The sequence below is a fragment of the Halostella pelagica genome, assembly GCF_004762015.1.
In the GTDB taxonomy this organism is placed as follows: Archaea; Halobacteriota; Halobacteria; order Halobacteriales; family Natronoarchaeaceae; genus Halostella; species Halostella pelagica.
The window spans coordinates 247,516-265,617 of sequence record NZ_SJES01000003.1 but is presented as its reverse complement, the minus strand read 5'-3'; the positions used below and the strand labels follow the sequence as shown (position 1 = coordinate 265,617).

Genomic DNA, 18,102 nt, shown 5'->3' with positions numbered 1-18,102 from the left:
ATGCGGACCGGTTCTTAAAACCCCCGGCTGAGAGGTTCGTCCGGCTATAACTCGCCCGCGACAACCGGCGCGACGCTGACCGCGCTGGACGCGCGTTCGAGCGTGTCCGTCCCGTAGACCGCCTCGACGCCCGCCCGCGCGAGTTTCGTCGGTGCGTTTCGAGCAAGGAGCGGGTGTACGCAGGTGACGAACACCCGCGCCGCACCGCGTTCGTCCAGAATTCCGACGGCCTCGCTCATCGTCGACCCGGTGGCGATGATGTCGTCGGTGACGACCACGTCTCGCCCGTCGACCGCGGCGTCACTGGGCGAAACTTCGACCTCGGACCCGGAGTGGCGCGTCTTCTCGAAGAAGTCCGTCTCGCCCGTCCCGTATGCGTCCCGCACCGTCGTCGCGATAGCGAGCGCGCCCTCGTCCGGCGAGAGAAAGAGCGGGTCCGTGAGGGCATCGGGAAGCGGGTCCGCGAGTCGCGCCGCGGCGTCGACGGCCGTCGCCTGCGGGTCGAAGAAGTCACACACTGCGTCCTCGTGCGGGTTGACGACTAGCGTTCGGTCCGTCCCGGCGCTGATGGCCCGTGCCATCGCCCGCGCCGAGACGGGCTCGCCGGGGTTGAACGCGTCGTCCTGACGTGCGTAGCCCATGTACGGGATGACGGTGACGACCTCCCGTGCCCCGGCCTCGCGCGCGGCGTCTTGCAACTGGAGCAGTTCGACGTGGGCGTCGCTGGTCGGCGTCGACGCGACGATCACCGCCCGGTCCGGTGAGACCTCGCCGATGCTGGCGAGCTGTTCGCCGTCCGGAAATCGTTCGAACTCGACCGGAGCGAGCGGTTCGTCTAACTCGTCGGCCAGTGCGGCCGCGAGCGACTGCGACGTGGACCCGCTGACTATCATGGTCGGGTATCCGCGAGCCTGCTTAAACCCGTTTTCGTTATGCGAGTGGCGTCAGGTCCCCGACCGCTACGGGACCGCGACGCCGCCGACCTCCGTCAGTCCGAGCGGCTGTGACCGCCAGCCGTCGCCGGCGTCCGCGAGGAAGGTCCCGTCGGCGGTCACGAAGTACACCGCCTCGTCACCGTAGCCGACGTCGGCTACCGCGCCGTCGGTGGGCACGGATATCGGAGTCCACTCGCCGTCGTGGTGGGCGTACCCCGTCTCTGCCGTCGCGGCGTGGGCGCGGTCCAGTTCGCCGGGGGGCGTGTCGCGGGCCGCGCCGACCAGCGCACACTCGCCGCGGATCTGCTTCATCCATCCGGCACCGAGTTCGAACAGGCCTTCGCCCGTCCCGGCCAGCGGCGTGCCGGCGGCGGAGACGTCGCGGGCGTCGTCGAGGCCCGAGTGTGCGAGTTCGCCGTCTGCGAGACGGTAGACGCCGTCCTCCGCGGCGATCAGGTCGCCGTCGACGGCGCGGACGGGGCTGCCGACGGTCCCGACGGTCGTCCACTCGTCCGTTTCGGTGGCGCGCGCGACGGACCAGTCCGGCGCGACCGCGACCAGCGCGGCGCCGTCGAACCCCACCGCGACGGCGGGTCCGAAGCCGACCGGATCGTAGCTCTCCTCGTCCTTGACGAGTACGTCTCCGGGGGTGGCGACGGCGAGTTGGCCGTCCGTCGCGGCAACGTCGAGCGCGGTACACTCGTGGTCGATGCCGTACTGTCCGACCCGGTCGGCGGAGACGGACACGCTGGCGACCCCCTGGCCGGCGGCGACGTAGGCCGTCGTCTGCCCGGTCTTGTCGCCGTACACCCGCTTCTCGTCGATGCTGACCATGTGGGTGGCGTGGCGTGCCACCACGGAAAGCGTTCCGGCGTTCTTCGGAACCACTTTGGGAACGCATACAGATAGATACAGGTAATGGAAGTGTTCGGGTCGAGCGGAACGCGGGGCGTGGTCAACGAGTCGCTGGGGCCCGAGTTCCTCCTTCGGGTCGCCAAAGCGGCGGGGACGGTTTGGAACGCTGACAGGGTCGCTATCGCTCGGGACACGCGGAAGACGGGCCGGATGCTCGCAGACGCCGCCGCCAGCGGCCTGGCGAGTGTCGGCACTGACGTCGACCGTCTCGGTATCGTCCCGACGCCGGGACTGCAGGCGTACGCGGAGCGGGAGGGCGTTCCGGCACTGATGATCACGGCCTCGCACAACCCGCCAGAGTTCAACGGCATGAAACTGATCGGTCCCGACGGCGTCGAGCTATCGGTCGCCGACCTCGAACGCGTCGAAGAACATCTCCTCGCCGAGCGCTTCGAGACGGTGTCGTGGGACCGGACCGGCCGAGCGCGGTCCGTCGACGGCGCTCAGCGCGAGTACATCGACCAGCTCCACGCCGCCGTCGACGGCGCTCAGCGCGAGTACATCGACCAGCTCCACGCCGCCGTCGACGGCGACCTGATCGCCGACGCCGACCTGACCGTCGCCCTCGACCCGGGCCACGGTGCAGGTGCACTCACCAGCCCGGAGTTCTTCCGCGAACTGGGCTGTCGCGTCGTCACGGTCAACTCGCAGCCGGACGGGCACTTTCCGGGACGCGACCCCGAGCCGGTGCCGGAGAACCTGGACGACCTCGGCCGCCTCGTCGCGTCGACGGACGCCGACATCGGAATCGCTCACGACGGCGACGCGGACCGCGCCATCTTCTACGACGAACGCGGCGAGTACGTCGAGGGCGACGCGACCTTCGCCGCGCTGGCCGCCGCGGAACTCTCTCAAGACGACACGACGGTGTCGGCGGTCAACGTCTCCCAGCGCCTCGTCGACGTGGTTCAGTCGGTCGGCGCGACCCTCGAACTCACGCCCATCGGTTCGACGAACATCATCTCGCGCATCCGCGACCTGCGCGCCGAGGGTGCAACGGTGCCCATCGCAGGGGAGGGCAACGGCGGTGTCTTCTTCCCGGATTACCGCCTCGCCCGCGACGGCGCGTACATCGGCGCGCGATTTCTCGAACTCGTCGCGGAGCGCCCGTTGAGTGAACTCGTTTCACCCTACGACGACTACTACAACGTCCGGCTGAACATCGAGTACGACACCGACGACGAGTGCCGTGCGATGCTAACGGCCGCCGAGGCCCGCGCTCAGGGGTCCGAAGCGACGCTCGACGCGACCGACGGATACCGCCTCGACTACGGCGACGCCTGGGTGCTCGCCCGCCCGAGCGGCACCGAACCGCTGGTCCGGATATACGCTGAAGCCCGCGAGCAGGAGCGAGCGGAGGAGTTGGCAGAGGGGATGCGCGCCGCACTCGACGCAGCGAGAACCGACGCGTGAGCGTCGTGTTCGAGTAGTGGAGCGCAGTGCGTGCCAGAGCGCTCGACACAGCGAAGGCTGACGCATGAGTGAGGCCAGAGGCGTGGAGAGCGGCGCGTTTGAACTGCCCCGGCGTAGCGAGGACTAGCGGTCCGGATACTCGCCGAGCGCGTCGTCGAGGGCGTCGCGTTCCTCGCACAGGTCATCCAGTTCGTCGGCGACGTCGCCGGAGGCGAGGCGGTCGCGTTCCTCGGGGCCGAGTCGTTCTCGTGCGACGGCGGCGTTCCGGAGGCGTTCGTAGTCGTCCTCGCGGGTCAGTGTACGCACGTCGCGGAGCAGCGCCACGACCTCTTCGGATGCGAACCGCGAGACGAGCGAGATCAGTTCCCGGGTACGCCACCACAGTCGGTCGGCGTCCGTCGGCGGCCACTCCACCGTGAGCGGGTCAGCGTCGAAGCGTTCGAGGTAGGTCTGGCGCGTTGCGACCTGCCGTTTGAGTGTCGCGGCGTCGTCGACGTAGTGGTCGAGTTTCGACTTCGAGTAGTCGGCGTACGAGAGCAGCGTCGGTATCGGCTCCTCGCCGGCCGGTGATTCGCGGACGTAGTCGAGAAGGTCCGACGGCGGCGGGTCGAGGTCGACCAGCGGGTACTTGTCGGCGTCGACGGCGAGTCCGAGTACCGTGCGGGCGCTCTCCTCGCTCCGGAACGTCCGGAACGCGTCGCGGACGGCCTCGTTGTACGCCTCGATCGGGTCGCGGAGCGTATCGATGGGCGCGTCGAGGTCGGCGTCGCCGAGTTCGAGCAGGCGTTCGAGGTGGTCGATCCGGTCTTCGACTGTCCCTTTCCTGCGGGCCGCCGCCTTTCGGGCGTCGCGGTACGTTTCGAGCGCGTTCGCGCGCTCTTCCGGCAGTTCCGCGACGGACGCGACGTCGGCGAGCGTCTCGCGCGCGGCGGCGAAATCGCTCTCGCTCAGGCGGCGCTTGTCGAGCACATCGAGCGTCTCCTCGAAGGCGTCGCGGTGGGTCATGTCGTCCGGGAGCCCTTCGACCAGTTGGGCAACGGCGTCCTGAAACTCCACGAACGCCTGGAAGTCGCCGGTGCCGGTCGCGCGGTCCTCGTAGCGCTCGAACAGGTCGACCATGTCGCCGTACGCGTCCGCGACGGTCGTCACGCTCGATTCGCCGAACGCTTCGATCTCTCGCTCCACGGATCGAACCGTTTCGTCGGCGGATTCGAGCGCGGCGATGGGGTTCTCACTCATGAACAAGTGTTACTCGTAGACATCGTCGGGGTCGAACACCTTCTCGCCGACGCGCTCGCCGTCGGCGGTGCGGTAGAAACACGAGGCGAAGCCGGTGTGGCACGCGCCGCCCTCCTGTTCGACGAGATAGAGGACGCTGTCCCCGTCGCAGTCGACGCGTACCTCCTCGACGCGTTGCACGTGGCCGCTGGTCGCCCCTTTCTCCCAGAGTTCGTCCCTGCTCCGCGAGTAGTAGTGAGCGCGCCCCGTCTCGCGGGTGCGTTCGAGGGCCTCGGGCGTGACGTACGCGAGCATCAACACCTCGCGCGTTTCGGCGTCCTGGGCAACGGCCGGGATACGGCCGTTCTCGCCGAAATCCATCTCCACGGCGGTGGCGGCGGTCATATCCGGGAAACACGTCGTTGCGGCGAATAGGTCTTTTGTTCGTGCCGACGCCGGGACTGTTTTAGTGGTCTGGCGCGCACGGGACGATATGGACGACGAGGCGAGCGCGGCGGACGGGACGGCCGACGACGGCGCGGCCGACACTGACGGGATCCTGGCGGAACTGCGGGCGAACCCGACGATCGCGGCGGTCGAACTCGGGAGTCTCGCCGTCACGGTCTGTCTCCCCATCGCGACGTTTTGGGCGCTCCTCTCCGGTCCCCGCGCGTCGACGGACATCCTGGCCGCCGTCGTGGTCGTCGGCGCGGCGTTCGCGGCGCTCTGGACCCTCGTCTATCCCGTCTACGACGCGTTATAATATCGGTGCCCCCGCGCGAATTCTATCGCGGCCGGGAACGTGGCGGTCACACCCCGTGTTGCGGTATCTCAGCCCACCTGTCGATCAGGTAGCCCAGCGCGAGGCCGTAGAACAGGTGATAGAGGAACGAAACCACGACGAACAGTCCGACCGCGAGCGTGCCACCGGGGGGCCAGAACGCCATCAGGAAGCCGATCCAGTAGATGAGTCCGAAGCTAGCGCCGCGGGCGTACCGAGGCGATTCCGGCGGGAGGAACGCGCCGACGACGAGGAACTGGACCGGGAGGAACAGCGTCCCACCGAGGACGAATAGCGCGACGCCCACCGCCAGGCTCGGTTCGAACCCGAGGAAGGACGCGAACGACGCGAACCGCACGATCGGCTCGGTCTGGAACAGGTCGAGCGCCACCGGCAGTCCGACCAGTACGGGGATCATCAGAACCATCCCGACTAATCCGCTGAGCATGGCCGTCCCGATCAGACGGAGCGTGATCGGGATCTCTGCTGCGACCCCCATCTCTTCGGCAGGTAACGTTCCGGTTTCGGATGATCGTTCACTGCTCATGACTTCCCTAACGTAGCCTCTCGATCACAATAAACCATGATGGTTACCGGGACGGCCGCGGCGCTCTCGCTGTTTGGAGGATCAGAAAGAGACGACACTGTGGGTACCGAGCCGATCCGCTCGCTACACGGTACCGACGAGCGCGAACAGGCCGAACAGCACGTCACCGTAGGTCAGTGCCACCACGAGGCCGACGAACATTGGGACGATAAACGGGATGCCGGGCGACACCCACACCGTGTCCTCGGCCGCGAGAACGTCGAGGCCGTCGCGCAGGTCCTCGGCCGTCGCACCGTACGCGCTGTCGACGTCCGTCAGGAACGCCTCTGCGCCCCACGGGTCGTCGAACGCGTCGGCGTCTTCGGGGCTATCGCCCCCGGAGTCTTCAGCCGCGCCGTCACGCGTCGCACCGTCGGCGGCACCGTCAAGCGGGTTGTCACTAGCCGCCGGGTCGTCGGTCGGTACGGCGCTGACTGCGCCGTCCGTCGGCGGGTTCGGTTCGTCCGGGAGCGTCGCCGGGTCGCGTAGCGCGTCGGCGCGGGACCGGAGCGTCTCGAAGTCGATCCCACGCCACCGGAGATACATCCTGAGAGCGTCCAGGTCGAGCCCGCGCCGAGTCGCGCCCGCCGGGCCGTCGAGCAGTCGGCCGTGAGTCTCGGGGATGTTCCCGACAGCGACGGGACGGCCGACGAACATCACCGACGACACTCGCCCGGCGGCGGCGTTCCGCGCGGCGAGCAAAAGCGGTGCGGCGAGGCCGAAAAGCACCGTGTTCGTAAGCACCGTGAAGGAAAACACCCGGATGTTCGTCGCCTGAAGCGGGAGCGTGCCACTCGGCAGCAGATAGACCGGATAGACGGGAAAGAGCAAGGCGATCACCATCAGCGCCTTGGCGTCGGCCCCGCCGAACCCGCCCGTGCGCCAGAACAGGTAGGCTATCGGGATCACGAGGCCGGCGCTTACCGCCGCCGGGACGAGAAAGCGCCGCCAGGCGAACTCGCTTGCGGTCCAGGCTGTCCAGGCGTCCCAGCCCAGCAACGCCAGCGCGAGGAGCGCGAGCGGTGCCCACGTCCAGTTCGGGACTCGGCGGGTCGCCACGTCCCGGTAAGCGGCCCAGGCGAATACGGGTACCGCGAGCAACCGCAGGAGGTCGGCGGTCGGCGAGTCGAGGAAGACGGTGATGACGGCTTGGAGCACGTTCGATAATCGATGCCGTCTGCGTGATATATATTCCGCTGCGAACGGCGAGGGCCGGGGACCGCGGCGGAGAAGCGCTATGCTGTCCTTCTGCTGGGTGAGAGGGATCAGTGACCGGTTCGGCGGCAGTTTACGATAGGTGGGCCGCGACGTCGGTCGAAGAGACCATCCCGACGTAATCGTCGTCGACGACCGGGAGGTGTTTGATACCGTAGTTAGTCATCATCGCGGCGACCTCCTCCATGTAGAGGTCCGGCGTGGCGGTTTCGACGTCTGTCGTCATTACGTCCGAGACCTGTAGTTCTGAGGTATCTCGTCCCGCGGCGACGGCACTGAGCACGTCCGTGCTGCTGATGATCGACCGCGGCGAGGTCGGGACGACCAGCGCGCTGATCTCTTTTTCCTCCATCCGCTGTGCCGCCTCCATCACGGTCGCATCCTTCGAAATCGTCTCCAGTGGTGTAGACATCACGTCTTCGACCGTAGGCCTGTCTGTCTCTGTCATACCGTTTCCAACGGGTGCGGCGCGTATGGTGTTTTCCCCGGGCGATGAGTCCTGCCGGACGTATCAGGGGAACGAGCGACGATCACCGCCCTGCGCGTTCGACCCTCAAGGAGCGGGATCTGAGCGTAGACCCGTCGAAAAGATGGTGTTCGGTGCCACAGAGATCTAACCGCCTGACGGATCGAAAGCCGGAGACAGGACTACACCTTGTAGACAGATTGACTCGACCGCGTAAAATCAGCCCCCGTGAGAGGGGCATCTATTCCGCGCAGTTTCTGCGCTGTTGCTTATATGACGCGGTTCTGCAGGTAGTCGAGGTGCTTCGCGTTGTAGACGATCTTCACCTCGTCGGCGGCGGGGCTGCCGATGCAGGTCAGTCGAACGTTCTTCTCCTCGACCTCCTCGTCGCTGAGGATCTGCTGCATGTCCATGTCGATCTCGCCCTCTTTGACGATCGCGGCGCAGTTCGCACACGCGCCGGCGCGACACGAGAAGGGCCAGTCGTAGCCCTGTGCCTCGGCGGCTTCGAGGATGTACTCGCCCTCGTTCACGTCGAGCGTACCGTAGTCCTCGTCACCGAGGTCCGCGTCGGCAGCCTGATCGAAGAGGTCGTCGTCGTCCATCTCCCAACCGTGGTCGTCCAGTACTTCGTAGTTGAGGTATTCTACCGTGGGCATCACCCCGAAGGTTCGACCCCCTAACTGTTAGACCTTGCTGTTTTTCCGCGGATCAAACTGCTACGAATTCGAACAGCAGGTACGACAGTACCCCGGAAATCGTGGGGGTGAGTATCCACAGCATGATGACTCGCCCGGTCGTCGCCGGGTCGAAGAGGTCGCTCGCAGCCAACTCCTCCGGTTCCTCCTCCCCGATGGGCGTTACCTCGTCGCCGCGCTCGTCCGCGCCGAGCGCGCCGACGAGCGTTCCGGCCTCTCCCTGTCGGGGGGAGGCGTCCGCTTTGCTGCGGATCGCCTCCGTCGCGGCGTTCGAAATCGTCGTCGTCCGGGTCGCCCGACCCCAGCCGAGGCCGACGATGCTCATCGTCGCGCTCACGGCGAGACTGGCGGGAATGCCGAGTTCCGACAGCACGGTAATGAGCGACGCGCTCACCACCTCGACGATGAGCGCCGCCAGTAGCGGCAGGTCAGTCAGGTCGTTGCCGACGGTGTCGAGCGTCCGGCGCGCGATGGTGAACGCGCCGAGACCGATCGCCCCGCCGGCGAGCAGGATGCCGGCGTTCATCGAGAGCGAGCCGTTGCCGACCAGCGGCGCGACGGCGTTGGCGACGTTCGACGCGCCCGCGGCGAAGGCCATGTAACAGCCGATCCCGACGACCAGCCCGCTCCCGACGAGTTCCCGCGCGGTGACTGACGGCGCAGGGGTCGGCAGGGGAACGACCCCGCTCCTGTCGACCGCCAGTAGCGGGCCGTCCGAGCGGTCGATGGCGAACGCCACGGAGAGGTACGGGTAGAAGTACCGCCCGATGATCGCACATACCCAGAAGGCGGCGATCGGGGCTATGAGCCACCAGGAGACGATCTGCCCCATGACCTCCCAGTTGATCGAGTCAGTCGCGACGCCGAGGCCGGCTATCGCGCCGACTGCAGTCATCGACGTGGAGGCGGGCACGCCGAACAGGTTCGAAACGAGCAGCGCGAGGCCGACGAAAAAGAGGACGCCGACGCTCGCCGCGAGCGTGAACTGGTCGCTCGGGACTATCTGGCCCCCCATCGTCTCGATGACGTTCCGACCGACCGTCCACCCGCCCAGAAGCGCGAACCCGGCCATTAACGCCGCTGCCCCGATCTTTGAGACGACGCGGCTGCCGACGGACGGACCGAACGCGACGCCAGTAGAGGACCCGCCGATGTTGAAGCCGACGAACACGGCCACCGCTATTCCCACGACGAGCAGCACTTCGACCATACCGATTCCGATGACGTGTCAGCGTAAAAGTCCGCTTATCTGGTCGGATGGGACCCGTCTACCCGGCCAGTCCGGGGACGAACTGAAAGACGAGAAAGGCGGCGATGGTCGCGATGGCCGGGACGACGTTCTGGAGCGCGATGACTCGTGCCGTCGTCGCCGGTTCGAACAGGTCCGAAGCGCTGGGGATGTCCTCGGCGTCCTCGTCGCCGATAGGCGGCACCTCGCGTTGGCCACCGTTCTGTGCGGGCTCCGGCGTCGGATTTCCGACGGTCGCGGCCCCTTCGTCCGCGGAATCGGCCGCGAGCGCGCCGACGGAGATACGCTCCGGTGCTTCGCCGTGGACGGTATCGGAGATGGTCGCCGTTCGTGTCGCCCGTCCCCAACCGAGGCCGAGAATGCTCATCGTCGCCACGACGACGAAACTCGCCGGAATGCCGAGTTCCGACAGCACGGTGATGAGCGACGCGCTCACAACCTCGACGACGAGCGCGGCGAGAAGCGGGAGTTCGGTCAGGTCGTTGCCGATAGTGTCGAGCGTCCGCCGCGCGATGGTGATCGCGCCGACGCCTATCGCACCGCCGCCGAGCAGGATGCCGGCGTTCATCGAGAGCGAGCCGTTGCCGACCAGCGGCGCGACGGCGTTGGCGACGTTCGACGCGCCCGCGGCGAAGGCCATGTAACAGCCGATGACGATCACGAGCGCCGTCCCGACGAACTCCCTGACCGTCGTGTTCGGGCCGAACTCCGGTCGGGGGAACGTCCCCGACCTGTCGAGAGCGACCAGTCTCCCTTCCGTCTGTGTCACCTCGAACCGGTGGACCAGCGCGGGGTAGAAGTACCGGCCGATGACGCCCGAGACCCAGAACGCGATGACCGGCGCGACGATCCACCAGGAGACTATCTCCAGCATCACGGCCGCGTTGAGCGTTCCCGTCGCGACGCCGAGGCCGGCTATCGCGCCGACCGCAGTCATCGACGTGGAAGCAGGCACGCCGACGACGTTCGAGAGGAAGAGAGCGAAGCCGATGAAGAAAAGAACCGTGATGCTCACCTCCAGCGTGAACAGCCCCGACGGGACGATCTGACCCCCCATCGTCTCGACGACGTTCCGACCGACCGTCCACCCGCCCAGAAGCGCGAACCCGGCCATCAGGATGCCGGCCGCGAGCTTTGACATGACACCGCTACCGACCGCCGGTCCGAAGGCGACGCCCGTGGAGGACCCCCCGATATTGAACCCGACGAACGCGGCGACAGCCAACCCGACGGCAAGAAGTACAAGAGACACAGAGGAACAAACGGCGCTGAACGGTTTAACTCTTGTAGGTCTCCGGAGAGATCGGCGACGTGGCCGACTCGGTGGCTTTACGCTCTCTCCACTCCGAGCGACCGTATGGATCCGTTTCCCACCTTTTCAGTGATCCCCGCCGTCGACGTACAAGACGGCGAGGTTGTCCAACTCGTCCAGGGCGAGCGCGGCACGGAAAAGCGCTACGGCGACCCCGTCGAGTCGGCAAAGCGCTGGGTCGACCAGGGCGCGTCGACGCTCCACATGGTCGACCTCGACGGTGCCTTCGAGGGCGAACGCGCGAACGCGGACGCCGTGGGTCGCGTCCTCGGTGCTGTCGGCGTGGACGTACAACTCGGCGGCGGCATCCGCACTGTCGCCGACGCGACTGACCTGCTAAAGCGGGGCGTCGACCGCGTCATCCTCGGCACCGCGGCCGTCGAGAACCCCGACATCGTCGCGGAGATCAGCGAGACGTATCCCGACTCGGTGATGGTCAGTCTGGACGCGAAAGACGGCGAAGTCGTGGTTTCCGGCTGGACCGAGGGCACCGGTCTCGACCCCGCTGAGGCCGCCGAACGCTACGAGGAACTGGGCGCCGGCGCTATCCTGTTCACCGATGTCGACGTCGAGGGCCAACTGGACGGCGTCCAGACCGATCCCGTCCGTCGGGTCGTAGAAGCCGTCGACATCCCGGTCGTCGCGAGCGGTGGCGTGGCGACTATCGACGACGTGCGCGCGCTCCGCGAAGCGGGCGCTGCCGCTGTCGTCGTCGGGAGCGCGCTGTACGAGGGGCGGTTCACGCTGAGCGAAGCGATGGACGCAGTCGAGGAGTAAATGGTCGAGTGCGGGCTGTTATCGTGAATTCCGCAGAGCTCCACGACGAGGTTTGGCTCGCTATCGCTCGCCAAACCGCGGCACGTACCGCGACCGGACCGTCAGCGTCGACAGGGGAAGCGATTCGGCGATGTCGGCCGGGGACGCATCGCTCTCCAGGACGACCGCCGCCGCGGCGACTCCCAGCGCCGAGTCCGAGTCGTGGAACTCGGTCGTTTCCAGGCGCTCGCGGGCGCGGCGTTCGACGGCGTCCGGTAGGTCGTACTCGCTGACGATACGGGCGACGAACAGCGCGGGATCGGGCGGATCGAGACAGAGCCCAAAGGTTCGGACCATGTCGTGGTACGCGCCGCAGACTTCCGAGCGGTCGCCGTCGACTGCGTCGGCGACTTCCGCTATCGTTCGCGGGTATTCGGCGCGGCGAACGGCGGCGTACGCGGCCGCCGCTCCGACCGTCTCCGGACAACAGTCGGGGGACGCATCGGCCTCCAGCGCGCCGTGTAGGAGGTCAGTCGCGTCCTCAGTGACTTCGGACGGCACCCGTAGCGCGTCCGCTATCCTGTTTACCGCGTATTCTGCTCGGAGGCGAGTGCCGTTTCGCACTCGTTCGGCATCCGGCAATCGGTCGTCACCCGGCGGTGTCGTCACGGCGTTCCTCCGCCGGTGAGCAAACCGCCGGCTGGAAAATGACAGAGGGCTATCACTCCCATCCCGATCTCTACGCCGTCTACGACTGAATACCTTTCGGCAGTTTATGCCGGTAATCAGCTGATACCGGGAGAGCGTCGGGTCGGGGACGTCCGCTTCGTCCCCTGCCCGGTTCGGGCCGGCGGCCGCCGGGTCCGCAGGCGACGATAGATCGGTTCCCGCATAGTGCAGAGGCGGAATTCCCTTGTAGTGTCCGCGTCATGATTTCCGTATGACCGACCGCACGGCCGCCGCCACCCGCGAGACGGCGGAGACGGACATCGAGGTAACCGTCGACATCGACGGCGACGGCGACGCCACCGTCGACACGGGGATCGGCTTTTTCGACCACATGCTCGAATCGTTCGCCAAACACGGCCTGTTCGACCTGACGGTGCGTTGTGACGGCGACCTGGAGATCGACGACCACCACACTGTCGAGGATGTCGCCATCGTCCTCGGCGACGCGTTCGACGAGGCGCTCGGCGACCGGGCCCGGATCGAACGGTTCGCCGACAGGAGAGTGCCGCTCGACGAGGCGGTCGCGTCCATCGTCGTCGACGTAAGCGGCCGTCCGGTCTTCCGGTTCGACGGCGCGTTCTCACAGGCGTCCGTGGGCGGGATGACCAGTCACATGGCGAAACACTTCCTGCGAACGCTGTCGACGAACGCCGGCCTGACGCTTCACGCGGACGTGACGGGTGAGAACGCCCATCACGAGATAGAGGCGCTGTTTAAGGCCACGGCCCGCGCGCTGGACGATGCGACGCGGATCGACGACCGACGCGCCGGGACGCCGAGCACGAAAGGCGAACTGTAGGCCCGAGTTACCGTCCTCGCCGACGGACCTGTCGGTCGTACGAGACCGTTACCGGCGCGTTACTCCGGCTTCCGTTCGTCGCCGGTCCCGCGGATTCCGACAACACCGGCCCGCAACCCCCTCTTCGGAACGTTCGGTGGCGCGTCTCACACGTATCAGTATAGCCCTCCCCCCTCGCCCCGTATCTACGCGTCTAGCCGTTCTGACTATCCACTCGGCACGCCTAGTAAGGGTAAGATGAGTTCCACCCCTACTCCCGAAGGTATCGCATACGACTTCCCGACGACCGATCCAACGGCGGTGCGCGAAGAATGATGTGGCAGGACTTCGTGTTTATGCTCGGAAGTTCGCTCTCTATTTTCTTTCTCGCGCCCACGCTTCGCGACGCCGAGGCGCGCGTCCCCCTCGGGACGAGTCTCCCGTCGATGATCATCGGACTGGCGTACGGCCTGACGTTCACCACGCTCGGCATGACGTTTTCCGCCCTCGGCGCGTTCGCCGCCGGTTCGATGTGGTCTCTCATCGCAGTCGTGCGGTCGCCGAGCGACGCTGTCACAATGACCCGTCGTGACGGAGTCCGTCTGTTCGTCGCGGACGTCCGTCGGTGGATCGACAAGCAGGTCGGCGACACCCAACCGACCAACTACTCCTGATCCGCATCTCGGTCTCCGCTCTCTGTCACCCGCGGAAGTGACAACGAGACTTCCGCGCCGCCGAGGTCGCTGTTACCGAATACGACGCTGCCGCCGTAGGCGTCGACTATCCAGGAGACAAGCCACAGTCCGAGACCGCTCGCGTGCTGGAGCGGGGTTATCTCCGCTTCCCCGGCGACGACCGCTCGCTCGTGGTCCGGAACTCCGTCCCCGTCGTCGGCGACTCGGATGGCAGCGCGATCCCCGTCTACGGACGTGTCGACGGTCATCCTGGCGTGTGGACTGTCGCCGTCGTTGTGTTCGACCGCGTTCTCCAGCAGGTTCTCGACGGCGACGCGGAGGCGTTCGTCGCCGGCGACGCGAACCTTGCCCGGCGCGTCGGTCTCGATGGTTGCGGCGTCGTACTGTTCGCGGGCCGTCGCGGCGACGGCTTCGACCACCTCGCAGGCATCGACCCACGACGAGTCGTTCGCCCGGTCCAGCAGTTGTTCCGCCTCCCGCGCCTTGTTGCTCAGGTCGACCAGATCCTCTGCGGTCGTGGCGAGCGCCCCGGCGTACTTGACGACCGTTTCCGACGACGTTTCGGCGGCTATCTGGTCGGCGTATCCGACGATGACGTTCACGTCGTTCCGGAGGTTGTGTCTGAGGACGCGGTTCAGCACCTCCAACTGACGGTGCCGCATCTGCTGTTCGGTGATGTCCGTGTAGATGCCGAACCCGAACTCGTCCCCGTTCTGGTCGGTGAAAGTCAGTCCTCGGAACAGGAACTGCCGGGGGCCATCCGCGGTGAGGCGACGCAACTCCTCGCGGATCATTTCGTCCCCCGCCCGACGGTCAAGCGCTTCGGCGCTCTTGCGCTGTTCCGGGAGGAGGATGTAATCGTTGAGCGAGTCGCCGATGACGGCTCGCGGATCGTACCCGAAAACGTCCTCGAAGGCGGGATTGACCGACTGGACGATCGGGTTGCCGTCGATGAACTCCACCTCAACGACGGCGTCGGGGATGTTGTCGAAGAGGTATTCGAACCGGTTGCGCTCCTCGCGCAATTTGGTGCGCGCCCGCTCCAGGTCGGAGAGGTCGCGGACGGTTCCGACGGTACCCTTGAACTGGTCCGCCGTCGGAAGCGGGGTGAGTTCCACTTCGACGGAGAAGCGGCCGCCGGTGTCCGTCTGCAAGGCCGTCTGGAACGTCCTGCTCGTCCGCCCGTCGTCCGACAGCAGCGCCTCGGTCAGTTCCCGTCCCCGCTCGATGTTCTCTTCGTCTAACACCGCAGAGATGTGTTTGCCAACGAGGTCGTCGCGCTCTCGACCGAATCGTTCGGCGAGCGGTTGCGTGACGTGGGTGAACTGCCCCTCGTCGTTGACGACGAACAACATGTCTTGCACGTTTTCGAAGACGGCTTCGAAGCGCTGGAGTTCCGTTTCCCGGTCGACGCGGTCCAGGGCGACGGCGGCGTTCGCCGCGAGGAGGCGGGCCAGTTGCAGGTCGGTGCTGTCGAACGCCGCCGGGTCCGGTTCGCTGGCGAGGAGGACGCCGTGGTCGCCGAGGGGCAGATGTAACTCGCTCGTGAACGGACTCTCGGGGTTGTACGCATCGTGCTCGGTGACGTCGTCGTACACATTGGGTTCGCCGCTTCGATAGGCGTCCCAGACGACCCCCTCGTCGCGGTCGAACGGCGGGGGCTCACCGATACGTGCTTCCACTTCGTCCGTCCAGACTGTCGGAACGAGGCTTTCTCTGTCGGGGTCGTACAGGTGGACGCCGGTGATACGATGGCCGAGCACGTCCCGAGCGGCGTCCAGAACCACGCGGCAGACTGCTTCTTTCCCGTCGGCCCGGAGCATCGACCGCGTCTGCTGGTGTAGTCGCTCGATGCTGTCGACGCGTTCCATCCGGTTGAGCGCGGACGTAGCGGCGGTCGACAGCAGTTCCACCAGCTGACGGTCGGCGTCGTCGAACGCGCCCGCCGACTCCGCGCCGACCGCCAGGGCGCCGTGCGATCCCAGCGGCAACACCAGTAGCGACCTGAGCGAACCGTAGTCCAGGTCGTTTACGATCAGAGACTCGCCCGTGGTGAACGCCTCGCCGATGTGATTGTTTTCGGTTCCGAAGCTATCCACGCCGCCGAGCATTTCGCGCGTCTCGTCGGTCGTGGCGGTCGGGACGAGGGTGTCGGTCGCTTCGTCGTGGAGGAACACGGCGTTGAGGCCGTATCCGATCACCTCCGTGGTGGTCTCCGCGACGAGGCCGGCGATCGATTCTCGGGTCTCCGCATCGATGAGCGCGTTGCTGGATTCGAGCAGGCTACTCAGCATCTCCTCGCGCTCCTTGTGGTCGGTAATGTCCCGGAGCGACCCCGTGAAGTACCGCTCTCCGTTGCGGGTGAACTCCCCGAACGAAACGGCAACGGTTCGTTCGATCCCGTCGGCGCGTTCCATCGGTAGTTCGACGTAGTTCCAGTCCAGGCCGCGCTCGCCCGTCTCGAGGTACTGCGCGATGCCCGTGTGGTGGGGTTCCTCCAAACGCTCGGGGATGATCGTGGTCAGCGATTTGCCGACCAGTTCCTCGTGGTCGTACCCGGTCAGGTCGCTCACCGCCTCGTTGGCGAACACGACCTCGCTGTCTTCAGTCATCGCGATCACGGCGTTGGAAATGCTGTCAGCGACGGCGTGGAGCGAATCGAGCGTGGGGTCAGTTGCTTCCGTTTCGAGCGCTTCCGTGACGCGGTCCGCCAGCGTTTCGTCCCCAAGCGAGTCGCGAGGGACGTACTCAGTCACGTTGAGACGGGTGGCTTCGGCGGCCTCCAGGCCGTCCGCCTTGTCGGCGACGAGGAGAAAGGGGACTGACTGGGAGCGCTCACGAATTGCCGAGAGAACGTCGAGACCGTCGGTACCGTCGAGCCGAGACTCGCAGACGATGCAGTCGACCGACGCCTCGTCAAGCGTCGCGAAGACCGCGTCTAGCGACGCGGCCTCGCGTACGGGGGCGAGGCTGCCCCCGAACTCCGGGGCCGACGCTCGTTCCGGATGTCGGACGTACAATACGTCAGTACCGTGACCCACGACGACCGTACGTACGCGGTCGGGATGACATCAATCCACCGGCCGCGATCCACACGACTAAGGACCGGACACCAGTACTTTCGCCTATGTTCGACGTCATCATGGAGAAATTCGAGGGCAGTCCGAGCCAGCAGGCTGTCATCAGACTGTTACTCGAGCGGGGGTTCTCCGTCAACGACGAGGGACGGGTGGTCTCCGGCGGGATCGAGATCCCGAACACGGGCATCGCCCGCGAGATAGACGTGGACAGACGGGTCGTCGACTCGACGACGGACGCGATCCTCGAAGACGCCGAACTCCGGCGGATCTTCCAGAACATCTCCCAGATCCCGAGCCTGATGGACCTCGCACCGGTGCTGGATCTCACCGTCCTCACGGTCGACGTCAACGACACGGAGGAACCGGGCATCGTCGCCGAGGTGACGGGTCGTATCTCCGACCGCGGGATCTCCATGCGCCAGACCGTCAGCGAGGACCCCGAGTTCGCCGTCGACCCGAAACTGTACATAATCACCGACGAGGCGCTGCCCGGCGACCTCATCAACGAGATCCGAGACCTGGAGTTCGTCCGGAAGATCGAACTGCAGTGACCGCATCCGGTTCGCCGTCCGACGCCCCGACTCGTTGCGGTATTGAACGCGCCGTCGAACCGACGCGCTATTGAACGCGCCGCCGAAACGGGAGCGTATGGAGCAGCGGACACGTGAGACGCTGGAGTCTGCGGGGGTGTTGCTGGCCGCGACCACCGCAGGCATCCACCTGATGCTCGGCGTGGAGCGACTGACGTACTACCTGATGGCGTCGAGACCGTTGGCCGACCCGCGACAGGCCCTGTTCGTCCTCTCCGGAGCGGCCATCTTTCTCGGGGTCACGCTCTGGTATCGCGGCCTTCGCCGCGACGTGGTGTACGCCGCCGGTATCTTGCTCATGCTCGGCTACCTCGTCGGATGGCTGTTCCTCGGCGGTCACGAAGGTCAGTACGCCTGGGAGGCCGGCCACCACGGCGGCAGCCCTCTCGTCGGTCTGTACGAGCACGTCACTGAAGAGATAACGCTGTTCGCGACGAAAGTGATCGAGCTAACTCTCCTCGGCATCCTGATCCTCCTCCTTTACGACGCCAGGACGAACGGCGGTACGGTCGACGACCGACCGAACGACACCGGTGCGGACGACGACCGACCGACCGACGAAAGACCGACCGAGGCCGGCGAGGGCCGCGCGGAACCGGCCGACGGAAACCGCGTCGCGTCGACCGACGCGAACTCTCACGCCACCGCCGACGCGGCCCGTTGAACGCGGCGGCCGACGACAACTA

At 66.4% G+C, this 18,102-nt stretch carries 19 protein-coding genes; 7 read left to right on the top strand and 12 right to left on the bottom strand.

Features of this window, described 5'->3' with window-relative positions; all coding sequences use genetic code 11:
• Nucleotides 1–44 precede the first annotated feature (44 nt).
• The gene (locus tag EYW42_RS09510) at nt 45–893 is read right to left on the bottom strand and encodes a ribose-phosphate diphosphokinase (RefSeq protein ID WP_135535028.1); all 849 of its coding nucleotides are present in this window, start codon (nt 891–893) and stop codon (nt 45–47) included.
• Between the two features lie 66 nt (nt 894–959).
• Nucleotides 960–1,769, bottom strand: coding sequence for an HVO_0234 family beta-propeller protein (locus tag EYW42_RS09505; protein WP_135535027.1), 810 nt, complete (start codon nt 1,767–1,769; stop codon nt 960–962).
• A gap of 84 nt (nt 1,770–1,853) precedes the next feature.
• On the opposite strand from EYW42_RS09505, the gene glmM reads away from it, so the two are divergent.
• On the top strand, nt 1,854–3,263 hold the full coding sequence (gene glmM, locus EYW42_RS09500) for a phosphoglucosamine mutase (protein ID WP_135535026.1): 1,410 nt from the start codon (nt 1,854–1,856) through the stop codon (nt 3,261–3,263).
• Between the two features lie 123 nt (nt 3,264–3,386).
• Here the strand turns inward: glmM and EYW42_RS09495 are convergent, their stop codons facing one another.
• Entirely contained in the window at nt 3,387–4,502 is a 1,116-nt protein-coding gene (locus tag EYW42_RS09495; protein ID WP_135535025.1) for a DUF7118 family protein, read from the bottom strand.
• Nucleotides 4,503–4,511: 9 nt separating this feature from the next.
• Nucleotides 4,512–4,886, bottom strand: a complete 375-nt coding sequence (gene hisI, locus EYW42_RS09490; RefSeq protein WP_135535024.1) for a phosphoribosyl-AMP cyclohydrolase — start codon at nt 4,884–4,886, stop codon at nt 4,512–4,514.
• Between the two features lie 88 nt (nt 4,887–4,974).
• Between hisI and EYW42_RS09485 the strand changes: the two genes are divergently transcribed.
• Entirely contained in the window at nt 4,975–5,244 is a 270-nt protein-coding gene (locus EYW42_RS09485) for a hypothetical protein (RefSeq protein ID WP_202613859.1), read from the top strand.
• A gap of 46 nt (nt 5,245–5,290) precedes the next feature.
• Here EYW42_RS09485 and EYW42_RS09480 read toward each other — a convergent pair whose 3' ends face one another.
• The 6 genes from EYW42_RS09480 to EYW42_RS09455 form a co-directional block, all read right to left on the bottom strand.
• The gene (locus EYW42_RS09480) at nt 5,291–5,809 is read right to left on the bottom strand and encodes a DUF6789 family protein (RefSeq protein ID WP_202613858.1); all 519 of its coding nucleotides are present in this window, start codon (nt 5,807–5,809) and stop codon (nt 5,291–5,293) included.
• A gap of 123 nt (nt 5,810–5,932) precedes the next feature.
• Nucleotides 5,933–7,006: a prepilin peptidase gene (locus tag EYW42_RS09475; RefSeq protein WP_237561300.1), complete on the bottom strand. Its 1,074-nt coding sequence runs from the start codon at nt 7,004–7,006 to the stop codon at nt 5,933–5,935.
• A 130-nt stretch (nt 7,007–7,136) separates the two neighbouring features.
• Nucleotides 7,137–7,511 carry a CBS domain-containing protein gene (locus tag EYW42_RS09470; protein WP_202613857.1) on the bottom strand — a complete coding sequence of 125 codons (375 nt, stop codon included), beginning with the start codon at nt 7,509–7,511 and terminating at the stop codon, nt 7,137–7,139.
• A gap of 287 nt (nt 7,512–7,798) precedes the next feature.
• A complete protein-coding gene (gene fer / locus EYW42_RS09465) occupies nt 7,799–8,188 on the bottom strand; it encodes a ferredoxin Fer (protein ID WP_135535023.1) in 390 nt (129 codons plus the stop codon).
• A 52-nt stretch (nt 8,189–8,240) separates the two neighbouring features.
• Nucleotides 8,241–9,437 carry an inorganic phosphate transporter gene (locus EYW42_RS09460; protein WP_135535022.1) on the bottom strand — a complete coding sequence of 399 codons (1,197 nt, stop codon included), beginning with the start codon at nt 9,435–9,437 and terminating at the stop codon, nt 8,241–8,243.
• Nucleotides 9,438–9,495: 58 nt separating this feature from the next.
• Nucleotides 9,496–10,728 carry an inorganic phosphate transporter gene (locus EYW42_RS09455; RefSeq protein WP_135535021.1) on the bottom strand — a complete coding sequence of 411 codons (1,233 nt, stop codon included), beginning with the start codon at nt 10,726–10,728 and terminating at the stop codon, nt 9,496–9,498.
• Nucleotides 10,729–10,833: 105 nt separating this feature from the next.
• Between EYW42_RS09455 and hisA the strand changes: the two genes are divergently transcribed.
• The gene (gene hisA, locus EYW42_RS09450) at nt 10,834–11,565 is read left to right on the top strand and encodes a 1-(5-phosphoribosyl)-5-[(5-phosphoribosylamino)methylideneamino]imidazole-4-carboxamide isomerase (protein ID WP_135535020.1); all 732 of its coding nucleotides are present in this window, start codon (nt 10,834–10,836) and stop codon (nt 11,563–11,565) included.
• 60 nt (nt 11,566–11,625) lie between these two features.
• On the opposite strand, the gene EYW42_RS09445 is transcribed toward hisA, so the two are convergent.
• On the bottom strand, nt 11,626–12,213 hold the full coding sequence (locus tag EYW42_RS09445; RefSeq protein WP_161972930.1) for a hypothetical protein: 588 nt from the start codon (nt 12,211–12,213) through the stop codon (nt 11,626–11,628).
• A gap of 271 nt (nt 12,214–12,484) precedes the next feature.
• Here EYW42_RS09445 and hisB point away from each other — a divergent pair, with 271 nt between their 5' ends.
• Nucleotides 12,485–13,072: an imidazoleglycerol-phosphate dehydratase HisB gene (hisB, locus tag EYW42_RS09440; protein WP_135535018.1), complete on the top strand. Its 588-nt coding sequence runs from the start codon at nt 12,485–12,487 to the stop codon at nt 13,070–13,072.
• 311 nt (nt 13,073–13,383) lie between these two features.
• The gene (locus tag EYW42_RS09435; RefSeq protein WP_135535017.1) at nt 13,384–13,725 is read left to right on the top strand and encodes a hypothetical protein; all 342 of its coding nucleotides are present in this window, start codon (nt 13,384–13,386) and stop codon (nt 13,723–13,725) included.
• Here EYW42_RS09435 and EYW42_RS09430 read toward each other — a convergent pair.
• Nucleotides 13,716–16,787 (bottom strand): PAS domain S-box protein, encoded by a 3,072-nt coding sequence (locus tag EYW42_RS09430; protein WP_135535016.1) that lies wholly within the window; start codon nt 16,785–16,787, stop codon nt 13,716–13,718. The genes EYW42_RS09435 and EYW42_RS09430 overlap by 10 nt on opposite strands.
• An 86-nt stretch (nt 16,788–16,873) precedes the next feature.
• Between EYW42_RS09430 and EYW42_RS09425 the strand changes: the two genes are divergently transcribed.
• The gene (locus tag EYW42_RS09425) at nt 16,874–17,377 is read left to right on the top strand and encodes an amino acid-binding protein (RefSeq protein ID WP_135535015.1); all 504 of its coding nucleotides are present in this window, start codon (nt 16,874–16,876) and stop codon (nt 17,375–17,377) included.
• A 97-nt stretch (nt 17,378–17,474) separates the two neighbouring features.
• Nucleotides 17,475–18,080, top strand: a complete 606-nt coding sequence (locus EYW42_RS09420; RefSeq protein ID WP_135535014.1) for a hypothetical protein — start codon at nt 17,475–17,477, stop codon at nt 18,078–18,080.
• Nucleotides 18,081–18,102: the final 22 nt, after the last annotated feature.

Excerpts from the sequence above, each read along its gene's own strand:
- EYW42_RS09510 (WP_135535028.1), bottom strand. The coding sequence starts at position 893 with ATGATAGTCAGCGGGTCCACGTCGCAGTCGCTCGCGGCCGCACTGGCC.
- EYW42_RS09505 (WP_135535027.1), bottom strand. The coding sequence starts at position 1,769 with ATGGTCAGCATCGACGAGAAGCGGGTGTACGGCGACAAGACCGGGCAG.
- glmM (WP_135535026.1), top strand. The coding sequence starts at position 1,854 with ATGGAAGTGTTCGGGTCGAGCGGAACGCGGGGCGTGGTCAACGAGTCG.
- EYW42_RS09495 (WP_135535025.1), bottom strand. The coding sequence starts at position 4,502 with ATGAGTGAGAACCCCATCGCCGCGCTCGAATCCGCCGACGAAACGGTT.
- hisI (WP_135535024.1), bottom strand. The coding sequence starts at position 4,886 with ATGACCGCCGCCACCGCCGTGGAGATGGATTTCGGCGAGAACGGCCGT.
- EYW42_RS09485 (WP_202613859.1), top strand. The coding sequence starts at position 4,975 with ATGGACGACGAGGCGAGCGCGGCGGACGGGACGGCCGACGACGGCGCG.
- EYW42_RS09480 (WP_202613858.1), bottom strand. The coding sequence starts at position 5,809 with ATGAGCAGTGAACGATCATCCGAAACCGGAACGTTACCTGCCGAAGAG.
- EYW42_RS09470 (WP_202613857.1), bottom strand. The coding sequence starts at position 7,511 with ATGACAGAGACAGACAGGCCTACGGTCGAAGACGTGATGTCTACACCA.
- fer (WP_135535023.1), bottom strand. The coding sequence starts at position 8,188 with ATGCCCACGGTAGAATACCTCAACTACGAAGTACTGGACGACCACGGT.
- EYW42_RS09460 (WP_135535022.1), bottom strand. The coding sequence starts at position 9,437 with ATGGTCGAAGTGCTGCTCGTCGTGGGAATAGCGGTGGCCGTGTTCGTC.
- hisA (WP_135535020.1), top strand. The coding sequence starts at position 10,834 with ATGGATCCGTTTCCCACCTTTTCAGTGATCCCCGCCGTCGACGTACAA.
- hisB (WP_135535018.1), top strand. The coding sequence starts at position 12,485 with ATGACCGACCGCACGGCCGCCGCCACCCGCGAGACGGCGGAGACGGAC.
- EYW42_RS09435 (WP_135535017.1), top strand. The coding sequence starts at position 13,384 with ATGATGTGGCAGGACTTCGTGTTTATGCTCGGAAGTTCGCTCTCTATT.
- EYW42_RS09425 (WP_135535015.1), top strand. The coding sequence starts at position 16,874 with ATGTTCGACGTCATCATGGAGAAATTCGAGGGCAGTCCGAGCCAGCAG.
- EYW42_RS09420 (WP_135535014.1), top strand. The coding sequence starts at position 17,475 with ATGGAGCAGCGGACACGTGAGACGCTGGAGTCTGCGGGGGTGTTGCTG.